This window comes from Nocardia sp. NPDC050793 (genome assembly GCF_040654065.1).
In the GTDB taxonomy this organism is placed as follows: domain Bacteria; phylum Actinomycetota; class Actinomycetes; order Mycobacteriales; family Mycobacteriaceae; genus Nocardia.
Genome location: NZ_JBFAHG010000002.1, coordinates 626,982 through 639,359, shown reverse-complemented (window position 1 = coordinate 639,359; position 12,378 = coordinate 626,982). Strand labels below are relative to the sequence as shown.

The following is a 12,378-nucleotide window of genomic DNA, read 5'->3' as shown; positions in this document are numbered from 1 at the left end:
CCGATCGTGCTGCCGGGCATGGTCGTGCCCATCGAACTGGACGAATCGGCGCAGGCCGCGATCGACGCCGCGCGCGCCGCCAAGACCGACGCGGTGCTGCTCGCGCCGCGACTGACCGAGGGCTATGCCTCCTACGGCGTCGTCGCGACCATCGAACAGGTCGGCCGGATGCGCGGTGGAGCGCCCGCGGCGGTGCTGAAGGCGGAGCGGCGCGCCAAGATCGGCCACGGGGTGACCGGGCCGGGGGCCGCGCTGTGGGTCGAGGCCGAGCCGGTCGAGGCGCCCGCCCCGGACGGCCGCACCAAGGAGCTGGCCGCCGAATACAAGAAGCTGGTCGTCTCGGTGCTGCAACGCCGCGAAGCGTGGCAGATCATCGACGCGGTCAACCAGCTGACCGACCCGTCGGCGATCGCCGACACCGCGGGTTACGCGCCGTACCTGACCGCCGATCAGAAGCGCGAACTGCTCGAGACTCCCGATGTCACCAAGCGCCTGACCAAGCTCATCGAGTGGACAAAGGCGCACATCGCCGAGGCCGAGGTCACCGAGAAGATCAGTGACGAGGTCCGCGAGAACGTGGAGAAGACCCAGCGCGAATTCCTGCTGCGCCAACAGCTCAACGCCATTCGCAAGGAACTCGGCGAGGACGAGCCCGATGGCGCCGAGGACTACCGCACCCGCGTGGAGCAGGCCGACCTGCCCGAGTCGGTCCGCGAGGCGGCGCTGCGCGAGGTCGGCAGGCTGGAGCGGGCCAGCGACCAGAGCCCGGAATCCGGCTGGATCCGTACCTGGCTGGACACCGTGCTGGAGCTGCCGTGGAACGAGAAGACCACCGACTCCACCGATGTCGCGGCCGCCCGCGCGGTGCTGGACGCCGACCACCACGGCTTGGACGAGGTCAAGGACCGCATGGTCGAGTACTTGGCGGTGCGGGCCCGGCGCGCTCAGCGCGGGCTGGAGGTCGTCGGCGGACGCGGTTCCGGTGCGGTGCTGGTGCTGGTCGGTCCGCCCGGTGTCGGCAAGACCTCGCTGGGTGAGTCCGTGGCACGGGCGTTGGGGCGCAAGTTCGTTCGCGTCGCACTGGGCGGCGTGCGCGACGAGGCCGAGATTCGCGGCCACCGCCGCACCTACGTCGGCGCCCTGCCCGGCCGCATCGTGCGCGCGGTGAAAGAGGCGGGCTCGATGAACCCGGTCGTGCTGCTCGACGAGATCGACAAGGTCGGCTCCGATTTCCGCGGCGACCCGGCGGCAGCCCTGCTCGAGGTGCTGGATCCGGCGCAGAACCACACGTTCCGCGATCACTACCTCGATCTGGATCTCGACCTGTCCGACGTGCTGTTCATCGCGACGGCCAATGTCATGGAGACCATCCCCGGTCCGCTGCTGGACCGCATGGAACTGATCACCGTGGACGGTTACACCGAGGCCGACAAGGTCGCCATCGCCCGCAACTTCCTGGTGCCGAGGCAGCTGGAGCGTAACGCGCTGACCGCCGACGAGGTGACCATCACCGAGGAGGCGCTGCGCGAGATCGCGGCGAACTACACCAGGGAAGCCGGCGTGCGGCAGATGGAGCGCTTGATCGCGAAGGCGCTGCGCAAGGCGGCGACTCGGCTCTCGGAGGGCGAAATCGGTTCCGGCGCAACGGTGTCCGGCATCGGACTCGGCTACGACCCGGAGCTCGGTTATGACGCGCCCGAAACCGTGGCGCCGACAATCTCTTCCGGCCGCCTGACTATCGGTCTCGGCGATCTGAAGGACTACCTCGGCCGTCCCCGCTTCACCCCGGATTCGGTGGAACGCACCGCGGTCCCCGGCGTGGCGACCGGCCTTGCCGTGACCGGCGCGGGCGGCGACGTCCTCTACATCGAAGCCAACGCCGCCGAGGGCGAACGCTCGCTGACCCTGACCGGCCAGCTCGGCGACGTCATGAAGGAATCGGCGCAGATCGCGCTGACCTACGTGCGCTCGCACCTGGAGGAGATCGGCATCGAACCGTCGGTGCTCGACCGCAACATCCACATCCACTTCCCGGCGGGCGCGGTGCCCAAGGATGGCCCGTCCGCGGGCGTCACCATGGTCACCGCCTTGGTGTCGCTGGCGCTCGGCCGACAGGTGCGTTCGGATGTCGGTATGACCGGCGAGGTCACGCTGAACGGCCGGGTCCTGCCGATCGGCGGCGTGAAGCAGAAACTGCTCGCCGCTCAACGCGCGGGGCTGAAGACCGTGTTCATCCCGGCCCGCAACGAGCCGGATCTGGACGAGGTGCCCGCCGAAGTGCTTGCGGCGCTGGATGTTCGGCCGGTTGCCGATGTGGCGGAGATCTTGGCCTACGCCATCGAACCGGTTGTGGAGCCTGCGGTGGATCGGCCTGCGTTCGCTGCTAGCGCGTGAGGTGGTTGGGCCGGGTGCGGTAGACCGTGCCCGGCCCTTCTCGGGTCGCGTTGGCGGGCTTGCGGATTCCCACGATTTCGGTAGCCCAGGGTGGCGTGCCCAGCCGGGTTTCGTTTACGCCTGACTGCTACCACATACTCTCCACACGCCTCACACAGGCGGTGCCTCTGTGGGGCGTGTGGTGGGTGTGTGGGAGGCGGTGGTGCACCGAACCGGTCCTCGGTGGGGTGTTGCGGTGGGGTGACGGTCCGTTGCGGGTGACCAAGGGGATGTGCCGAGCCGGGTTTCGTTGCGACTGACTGGTGCCACATATTCTCCACACGCGCCACATAGGCGGTGCCTCTGTGGGGCGTGTGGTGGGTGTGTGGGAAGCGGTGTTGCGCCAAACCGGTTCTCGGTGGGGCGCGATTTGTGCGGGTGTTGCGGTGGGGTGACGGTTCCCGGTGTTGCGGGTGCCCAAGGGGTGCGCCTACCCGGGGTTTCCGCCCAATGTTGCAGGCGCTCAGGAGGTCTGCCTACCCCGGTTTGCCTCGGAGCGGTGCTGGGCACGTCGTGTGCGGTACCCGGCTTACCTCCCGCGGTCGGGTGCGCGGGGTTCGGCTTCCGGCGTGGTCGACTGGCTGTGGTTGCGTTCAGAGAGTGCAAGTGGGTGTGAAGAGCTCGTTGGTCTGTCAAGGCCTCAACCACCATTTGACTACCGTCGATAGAGAAATGGATTCGACGGTAGTCAAATGGTTGCTGTCCACGATCGAATAGCCACCATATGACTACCGTCGATTTTCCGGGACCCCAGCCATCTCACATGGTGAACGGCGAACCCGCTTCCGGGTCGCACCACGACACCAAAACCCCGCACCTATCACCGAACAGCCCCCACCCTCTTACCCCGGAGAACGCAACCACAGCCGGATGACCACGCCGGAAGCCGAACCCCGCGCACCCAACCGCGGGAGGTAAGCCGGGTACGGCACCCGACGTGCCCAGCACCGTTCGAGGCAAACCTGGGTAGGCGCGCGTGAACTGTGCAGCCCTAGCCCCCGGAACCACGTCCACCAACGCAACCACCGACCCGCCTGGTCGAAAGTCGAACCCGCACGCAACCACCGACCCGCCTGGTCGAAAGTCGAACCCGCACGCAACCACCGCCCCGCCCGGACAAAACCAACCCTGCACGCAATCAAGCGCCCCCGAGCTCCCGCTCAACACTGCGCGTAGTCCCCTGCGCCACAGCGCAAAGCACCACCTCGCCCTCCTCGGACTCCGCGTAGATCTCGCACCGCACCACCGCCTGCCGACGCGTCGACCCCGTCACCGATGCCTCCGCTCGCAATCGCACACCCGCGGCCGGGCGGAGATAGGTGATGGTGAAGCCGCCGGTCAGCACGTTCGCGCCGAGCACCGTCCCGGCCGCGAAGGTGAGTGCGTTGTCGGCCGCGTAGGCGAGCACACCGCCGTGCACGAAGCCGAACTGCTGGCCGAGCTCGGGCCGGATCGGGATGACGAGAGTGGCGGCGCCGTCGCCGAATCGGGTGATCTCGGTGCCGACAAGACCCGCGAAAGGTTGCGCGGCCAGTACCTGTTCGGCCTGGCGGAAATCGAGTGCTGAGGTGCCGACGGTCATTGCCGCTCCATTCTTTTCGGTGTCGATCCGGCGTCGAGGGCCAGCCAGGCCGCCTCGGCCAGTTCCGCGCCGACCTCCGTCGGGGCGGTGCGGATGTTGCCGCCCAGCCACTGCCGCGAATACTCCTGCGCGGGGCCGAGCCAGAGTGCGTAGACGAGATCCAGATCCAGCGAGCGCACCGCGCCGTACGCCGCATGGGTGCGGTACCAGCGGGCGATGTCGGTCATGAAGGTGCGGTTGCTTTCGCTCTCGCGGACGCCGGGCGGGCGGGCCGAGGTGAGAACCTTTGCCCGGTGCTGGTTTTCGGTCACCCAGCGCAGGTGCTCCCGCACGCCTCCGGTAATTCCCTCGCGCGCGTCGGTACTCTGGCCGACCACCACCCAGAAGTGCTGCTGGTAATCGGTCAGCGCGTGCGCCCACACCTGCCGGTACAGGTCCGCCTTGTCCGGAAAGTGATGGTAGAGCGCGCCGACGCTGGCGCCCGCCGCCTCGCGGATCTGCGCGAGCGTCACGTCCAGCACCCCGTGGTCGGCGAACTGGCGCTCGGCCGCCAGCAGCAACCGATCTCGGATCTTCATACCCAGAATTTAGTTCTGTTTTCCGGCCGGTGCAATGCCGTGTGCCGCGAAAAGTGCCTGGGTGTCATACCCGTGCGGTATGACGGATAGGTGGCCAGGTGGCTGTTGCACGTCGATCTCGACCAGTTCCAGGCGGCGGTGGAGTTCCGCCGCCATCCGGAACTGCGCGGGCTGCCGGTCATCGTCGGCGGCGGCGGCGACCCGAACGAACCGCGCAAGGTGGTGACCTGCGCGTCGTATCCCGCCCGCGCCTACGGCGTCCACGCGGGCATGGCGCTGCGCAGCGCACTACGCAAATGCCCGGAGGGTGTGTTCCTGCCGCTCGACATGGCCGCCTATGAAGAAGCCTCCGAGGAGATCATGGCGCTGCTGCGCACGTTTCCCGGCCGGGTCGAGGTGTGGGGCTGGGACGAGGCGTTCCTGGCCGCCGACACCGACGATCCGGAACTGCTCGCCCGCGAAATCCGCGGCGCCATCGCGGAATTGGACCTGACCTGCTCGATCGGCATCGGCGACAACAAACTCACCGCCAAGCTCGCGACGGGTTTCGCCAAGTCCGCGGGTAAATCCTCGGACGCGCCGGGCGCGGGCGCGGCGGCGGGCATGTTCCGGCTCACCGCCGCCAACTGGAACGAGGTGATGGCGCACCGCCCCACCGACGCCCTGTGGGGCATCGGCAGCCGCATCGCCGCCCGCCTCGCCGAACTCGATATCCACACCGTCGCCGACCTGATGGCGGCCGACCGGCACCGCCTGGCCGACGCGTTCGGACCCACCACCGGCCCCTACCTCTGGGTGCTCGGCCACGGTAAAGGCGACACGGAAGTGACCACCGAGCCGCGAATCCCGGTGGGCCGCAGCAAGTCCGAGACTTTTCCGCACGATCTCACCGATCCCGCCGAGATCCGCGCGCAGGTGGCGCGGATCGCCACCGAGGTCGCCGAGGAAATGGCCGAAGCCGGGCGGATCAGCATCCGCGTCTCCGTCACGGTGCGGACCGAGACCTTCTACACCCGCAGCAAACAGGCCAAACTCCCGGAACCGACCGCCGACGTCGCCACCATCACCGAGACCGCCCTGCGCATCATCGACCGCTTCGAGCTCGACCGTCCGGTGCGCCTGCTCGGCGTGCGGTTGGAGTTCGTGCCCGAGGAGTAGTCGCGCCGCCGTCGGCCCACCGGTGGCGCGCCGCGGATGAGCCAGTTGTCTCCGGCGCATGGCGTCGGGCCAGCCGCGGTCATGGCCCCAGAAATCGAGCAGCCGCCCAATAGGCGCAGCGCCACGCGGGGTACCAGGCGGCCGCGCCATGACCGCCGCGAGGGGACGCCGATCCTCGTATGCTCGACCGCATGGAGTTCTGGGCGATGGTGGCACACGAATCGGACAGCGGGATCGTGTTGACGCGGCAGCGGGTCGACGAGGAATTCCTCGGCCAGGGCACTGTCACGATCAAGGTGCATTACTCGAGCGCCAACTTCAAGGACGGACTCGCCATCACGCCGGGCGGCGGTGTGGTCCGCAACTACCCGATCGTGCCCGGCATCGACATCACCGGCGAGGTCATCGCCTCCGAGTCCGACGACTTCGCGCCGGGTGACCAGGTCGTCGCGCACGGTTACGGTATCGGCGTCTCGCACAACGGCGGCTTCGCCGAATACGCCAAGGTGCCGGACGAGTGGGTGGTGAAGCTCGACGACCTGACCACCCGCGACGCCGCGACACTGGGCACCGCGGGTTTCACCGCGGCGATGAGCGTGCAGGCGCTGCTCGCCCGCGGCCTCACCCCCGATGACGGCGCGATCCTGGTGACCGGCGCGACCGGCGGTGTCGGCACCGTTGCCGTGGACCTCCTGTCCGGTCTCGGCTTCGAGGTCATCGCGTCCACCGGCAAGAAGGACGCGGGCGATCTGCTGTCCGAACTCGGCGCCAACGAGGTGATCGGCCGCCTGCCGGAGGATCCCGAGGCGAACCTGCGCCCGCTGGCCAAGGCGCGGTGGGCTGGCGCGGTCGACAGCGTCGGCGGGAAATCGCTGGCCTACGTGCTCAGCTGCATCGGTTACGGCGGCGCGGTCGCGGCGAGCGGCCTCACCGGCGGCCACGACCTGCCCGCCACGGTCATGCCTTTCATCCTGCGCGGCGTCGCACTGCTCGGCGTGGACTCGGTCAACATGCCGATCGAGAAGCGTCGCGAACTCTGGTCGCGCCTCGGCAAAGATCTCCGCCCCCAGCATCTTTCGACCCTGGAAAGCTACGCACCGATCACCGAGGCGGCATCCGTGCTGGCCGACATCAAGAGCGGAAAGCACTCCGGCCGCACGGTTTTGGGCGTCGCGGGCGAGTTCTGAGCCGGACAGGCAGCAGGCCGCGTCGAGATCGCCCCGACGCGGCCTGCCAAGCAGACCCGCTCAGGCCGCGATGGTGACCGGATCGTCCGCGAACTGGGTGCGGTACAGCTCGGCGTAGCGGCCTTCGGCGGCCAGTAGCTGGGTGTGGGTGCCGCGCTCCACGACGCGGCCGTCCTCCAGCACCAGGATCTGGTCGGCGGCGCGGATCGTGGACAAGCGGTGCGCGATGACCAGTGCGGTGCGGCCCTCGAGCGCTTCCGAAAGCGCTTCCTGCACGGCGGCTTCCGAGGTCGAGTCCAGCGACGCGGTCGCCTCGTCGAGGATCACCACGCGCGGCTGCTTCAGCAGCAGCCTGGCGATGGTGAGGCGCTGGCGTTCCCCGCCGGAGAGGCGGTAACCGCGCTCGCCGACCATGGTGTCCAGCCCGTCCGGCAGCCCGGCGATCAGATCGTGCAGGCGGGCCCGCCGCAGCGCGTCCCACAGCTCGGTCTCGGTCGCCTCGGGGCGGGCCAGTAGCAGGTTCGCGCGGATCGTGTCGTGGAAGAGGTGCCCGTCCTGGGTGACCAGGCCGACCGTCTCGTGCAGCGAGCGCGCGCCGATCTTCCGCACGTCGGCGCCGTTGAGCCGTACCGCGCCGCCGTCCACGTCGTACAGGCGCGAAACCAGCTGGGCGATGGTCGATTTCCCGGCTCCCGAAGAGCCGACCAGTGCGACCAGCTGCCCGGGTTCGGCGCGCAGCGACACATTGTGCAGCACGTCCACCCCGCCCCTGGTGTCCAGCGTCGCGACCTCCTCCAGCGAGGCCAGTGACACCTTGTCCGCCGACGGGTACGCGAAGGTCACGCCGTCCAGCTCCACCGCGACCGGACCCTCCGGCACCGCGATCGCGTCGGGCGCGTCCTCGATCAGCGGACGCAGATCCAGCACCTCGAAGACGCGCTCGAAGCTCACCAGCGCGGACATGATCTCCATCCGGGCGCTGGCCAGCGCGGTCAGCGGCGTGTACAGCCTGGTCAGCAGCAGCGAGAGCGCGACGACCGCGCCCGCGTCCAGCTGCCCGCGCAGCGCGTACCAGCCGCCGAGCCCGTAGACAAGGGCGACCGCGAGGGCCGAGACCAGCGTCAGCGAGGTGACGAACACCGTTTGGAGCATCGCGGTGCGCACACCGATGTCGCGCACCCGCCGCGCCCGCAGCGCGAACTCGTCGGATTCTTGTTCGGGACGGCCGAACAGCTTCACCAGGGTCGCGCCCGGCGCGGAGAACCGCTCGGTCATCTGGGTGCTCATGGCCGCGTTCAGCTGCGCCGCCTCACGCTGGAGTCCGGCAAGCCGGTTGCCCATCCGCCGCGCCGGGATCACGAACACCGGAAGCAGCACCAGCGCCAGCAACGTGATCCGCCACGAGATGCTGAGCATCACGCCTAGCGTGAGCGCCAGCGTCACCAGGTTCGCGACGACGCCGGAGAGCGTGTCGCTGAAGGCGCGTTGCGCGCCGATCACGTCGTTGTTCAGCCTGCTCACCAGCGCGCCGGTCCTGGTGCGGGTGAAGAACGCGATAGGCATCCGCTGCACGTGGTCGAACACCGCGCTGCGCAGATCGAGGATCAGGCCCTCGCCGATCCGCGACGACAGCCAGCGGATGGCCAGCCCGAGCGCCGCGTCGAGCACCGCGAGCACGCCGATGATCGCCGCGACCGTCGCCACCACCCGCGGCGCGGCCCCGCCGACGATGTCGTTCACCACCCGGCCTGCCAGCACCGGCGTCGCCACCGCGAGCAGCGCGGAGATCACGCTGAGCACCAGGAACACCCCGATCCGCCGCCGATGTGGCGCGGCGAACCGGAGGATCCGCTTCGCGGTGGCGAGACTGAACGGACGCTGCTCGTCGGGCGCGTTCATCCGCCGATACATCTGGCTCCACGCCACCGATTCGATACTCACGATCGTTCCCTCTCGACCCCCGTCATCCAACTGCTGGTCACCGACATTAGGACCTCAACGATGGTTGAGATCAAGTCGATTCCGGCGCGCCCCTGGATTCGCGCTCGGCGAACAAGCAGCCCGCTCTGCGGCCGAGCTTCCGCTTCGGCGTTCGCCCGGTAGCCCGGCCCGGCCGACCCGCCCGGCCTCGCCGACCCGGCCGCCCGGCCTCGCCAACCCGGCCGCCCGGCCTCGCCGACCCGGCCGACCCGATCGTCCGGCCTCGCCGACCCGCGGAGCCTCGCCGACCCGGCCAGCCCCGCTGACCCGGCCGCCCGACCTCGTCGACCCGGCCGACCCCGCCGACCCGATCGTCCAGCCTCGCCGACCCGCCCGGCCCTGCCAACCCGCGCAGCCTCGCCAACCCGGCCAACCCCGTTCACCAGCCGAGCGCCGCTCTGGCCGAGCCCCGATCGACGGACACCAGCCCGGGTTCCAAAGCCGCGCTGCCTGGGTAACCGCGCCGACGCGTCCGCACTCGATCTCGGTCCACCAGTCCGTCGCTGTCGCCGAGGTCGCCTCTCCCGCGCCTAGGCTGACATCGTGACCGACGAGCGGATGCTGGCAGCGCTGCGCGGACGGGTCGACGGCGAGGTCGACGCGTCACCCCGGCGACGCGCGGAGTACTCCTCCGACGCGTCCAACTACCGTGTGCCGCCTACCGCGGTGGTCTTCCCCCGCACCGACTCCGACGTCGCCGAAACCCTGAATTTCGCTCGCGAACACGGCCTCCCGGTCACCGCGCGCGGCGCGGGAACATCGGTGGCGGGCAACGCGATCGGGCCCGGCCTGGTGCTCGACTTCAGCAGTCACATGAACCGGATCGTGCGCATCGACCCGGACCGGCGAACCGCCAGGGTGCAGCCGGGCGTCGTGCTATCGGCATTGCAGAGCGCGGCCCGCTCGCACGGGCTGCGGCTCGGTCCCGATCCCTCCACGCAGAACCGCTGCACCCTGGGCGGCATGATCGGCAACAACGCCTGCGGGCCGCGCGCCGTGGCGTGGGGCCGTACCTCCGACACCGTGCGCGAACTGCGCATCCTGGACGGAACCGGAACCGAGCGCGTCCTCGCGAACGACCCCGCCGCGGTGCCCGGGCTGGCCGAATTCACCAGGTCCAACCTCGCGGTATTGCGCACCGACCTCGGCCGTTTCGAACGGCAGGCCTCCGGCTACGGCCTGGAACATCTGCTACCGGAACGTGGTTCATCCCTCGCCAAATCGTTCGTCGGCAGCGAGGGCACCTGCGGGCTGCTGTTGGACGCAGAGGTCGAGCTGGTCGAACTGCCGCGCGCCACCGTGCTCACGGTGCTCGGCTACCCGGACATCGCCACCGCCGCCGACGATGTCGCCGCGGTGATGGCGTGCGCGCCGATCGCGGTCGAGGGCATCGACGCCCGGCTCGTCGACGTGGTGCGCGCGCATGTCGGTTCGGTGCCCGAACTTCCGCGTGGCGATGGTTGGCTGTTCGTGGAGACCACCGGTGCGAACGCGGCCGAAGCGCTCGCGGTGGCCGAGACACTGTGCCGGACCACGCACGCGCTGGACAACCGCATCGTCACCGACGCCGCCGCGACCGCGGCGCTCTGGCGGATCCGCGCCGACGGCGCCGGTCTGGCCGGACGCACCGCCGACGGCCGCCCGGCCTGGCCAGGCTGGGAGGACTCCGCCGTCCCGCCCGAACATCTCGGCGCCTACCTGCGCGATTTCGCCGAGCTCACCGCACAGCACGGTGTGGACGGCCTGCTCTACGGCCACCTCGGTGACGGCTGCATCCACGTGCGCCTCGACCTGCCGATCACCGAAGCGCCGCGACGCTTCCGCGCCTTCGTGTTCGACGCCGCCGAACTCGTGATGCGCTACGGCGGTTCGCTGTCCGGCGAACACGGCGATGGCCGGGCCCGTTCGGAACTGCTCTCGGTGATGTACTCCCCTGAGGCGCTGGCGGCCTTCGCCGGATACAAGGCGCTGTTCGACCCCGATGACGTGCTCAACCCCGGCGTGCTGGTCGAGCCGCGCCCGGTCGACGCCGACCTGCGCGTCGCGGGCCTGCCGCGCGTTCCCGCCGCGGGCGGCTTCGCCTTCCCACACGACGACGGCGACATCGGCACCGCGGTGCACCGCTGCGTCGGCGTCGGCAAATGTCGCGCCGACAGCTCCGCCGCCGGCGGCTTCATGTGCCCGTCGTACCTGGCCACCGCCGACGAGAAAGACAGCACACGCGGACGCGCACGCGTCCTGCAAGAGGTGGTGCGCGGCGAGCTGCCCTGGTCAGCGCCGGCCGTCGCGGAGTCGCTCGACCTGTGCCTTTCGTGCAAGGCCTGCCGCTCCGACTGTCCGGCGGGCGTCGACATGGCGACCTACAAGGCCGAGGCGTTGTACCGCCGCTACCGTCGCAGGCCGCGCCCGCTCGACCACTACGTGCTCGGCTGGCTGCCCCGCTGGCTCGGACCAGCGAGCCGAATACCGCGCGCCGCCAACGCGATCGCCGGTGTCGACCGGTTGCGCCGAATCGGCCTGCGCGCGGCGGGTATCGACCCGCGCCGCGACATACCCCGGCTGGCCGACCGTCCCTTCCGTCGCACCGAACGGGCGCGTGCGCTGCTGTCGTTCGAGCGAACCCCCGCACTCGGCAATCCCCTCAGCGCCGCATCAGCCGATGCCTCGAGCGACAACACCGCTCCGACCGGCACCGCGATCGCACGCGACGATGCCTCGAACACCGACACCCGACCCCCGGTCGATGTACTCCTCTGGGTCGACACCTTCACCGACGCCTTCGACCCCGACATCGCACAGGCCGCCGTGACGTTGATCGAATCGCTCGGCCACCGCGTGCGCATCCCACGGCGACGGGTGTGCTGCGGCCTGACCTGGATCAGCACCGGACAACTCGACGGTGCGCGCGCCAAACTCCGCGCCACCGTTGTCGAGTTGGACGAGCACGTTCGCGCGGGCGGCATCGTCGTCGGCCTCGAGCCTTCGTGCACCGCGGTCCTGCGCGCCGACCTGCCCGAACTCCTCGCCGACGACCCGCGCGCTGCGCCCACCGCGGCGGCCGTCCGCACGCTCGCCGAGTTCCTGGCCGGACACCCGGACTGGCGTCCACCGTCGCGGCCGGACGCCGAGGTGGTGGTCCAGCCGCATTGCCATCAGCATTCGGTGGTCGGTTTCGATGCGGATCGCCGGGTGTTGACCCGCACCGGTGCGAAAGTGACCGAGGTCAGCGGATGTTGCGGCCTGGCCGGAAATTTCGGAATGCAGAAAGGCCACTACGACATTTCCGTAGCGGTGGCCGGTAATGGATTGCTGCCCGCACTGCGTGACGCCGCCGAAGACGCGATATTCCTCGCCGACGGATTCTCGTGCCGCACCCAAAGCGCTGAGCTGACCGGTCGACCCGGGCGACATCTGGCGCAATTTCTGCTGGGTGAGTGAGGATTTCGCGCACTCGCCGCGG

7 protein-coding genes are annotated in these 12,378 nt (G+C 69.7%); 4 read left to right on the top strand and 3 right to left on the bottom strand.

Annotated elements, in window-relative coordinates; all coding sequences use genetic code 11:
* The first annotated feature begins 18 nt into the window (after positions 1-18).
* Positions 19-2,394 (top strand): endopeptidase La, encoded by a 2,376-nt coding sequence (lon, locus tag AB0H50_RS08405; RefSeq protein WP_357449380.1) that lies wholly within the window; start codon positions 19-21, stop codon positions 2,392-2,394.
* A 1,177-nt stretch (positions 2,395-3,571) separates the two neighbouring features.
* Here the strand turns inward: lon and AB0H50_RS08400 are convergent.
* Positions 3,572-4,015: a PaaI family thioesterase gene (locus AB0H50_RS08400; protein WP_357448573.1), complete on the bottom strand. Its 444-nt coding sequence runs from the start codon at positions 4,013-4,015 to the stop codon at positions 3,572-3,574.
* A complete protein-coding gene (locus AB0H50_RS08395) occupies positions 4,012-4,593 on the bottom strand; it encodes a helix-turn-helix domain-containing protein (RefSeq protein WP_357448571.1) in 582 nt (193 codons plus the stop codon). Before AB0H50_RS08395 ends, AB0H50_RS08400 begins: the two co-directional genes overlap by 4 nt.
* Before the next feature lie 90 nt (positions 4,594-4,683).
* Between AB0H50_RS08395 and AB0H50_RS08390 the strand changes: the two genes are divergently transcribed.
* Together AB0H50_RS08390 and AB0H50_RS08385 are read left to right on the top strand one after the other, a co-directional pair.
* The gene (locus tag AB0H50_RS08390; protein ID WP_357448569.1) at positions 4,684-5,751 is read left to right on the top strand and encodes a DNA polymerase IV; all 1,068 of its coding nucleotides are present in this window, start codon (positions 4,684-4,686) and stop codon (positions 5,749-5,751) included.
* 191 nt (positions 5,752-5,942) lie between these two features.
* Positions 5,943-6,938, top strand: coding sequence for an oxidoreductase (locus AB0H50_RS08385; RefSeq protein ID WP_357448567.1), 996 nt, complete (start codon positions 5,943-5,945; stop codon positions 6,936-6,938).
* A 60-nt stretch (positions 6,939-6,998) separates the two neighbouring features.
* Here the strand turns inward: AB0H50_RS08385 and AB0H50_RS08380 are convergent, their stop codons facing one another.
* Positions 6,999-8,879 carry an ABC transporter ATP-binding protein gene (locus tag AB0H50_RS08380; protein WP_357448565.1) on the bottom strand — a complete coding sequence of 627 codons (1,881 nt, stop codon included), beginning with the start codon at positions 8,877-8,879 and terminating at the stop codon, positions 6,999-7,001.
* 597 nt (positions 8,880-9,476) lie between these two features.
* Between AB0H50_RS08380 and AB0H50_RS08375 the strand changes: the two genes are divergently transcribed.
* Entirely contained in the window at positions 9,477-12,356 is a 2,880-nt protein-coding gene (locus tag AB0H50_RS08375; RefSeq protein WP_357449378.1) for an FAD-binding and (Fe-S)-binding domain-containing protein, read from the top strand.
* Positions 12,357-12,378 lie beyond the last annotated feature (22 nt).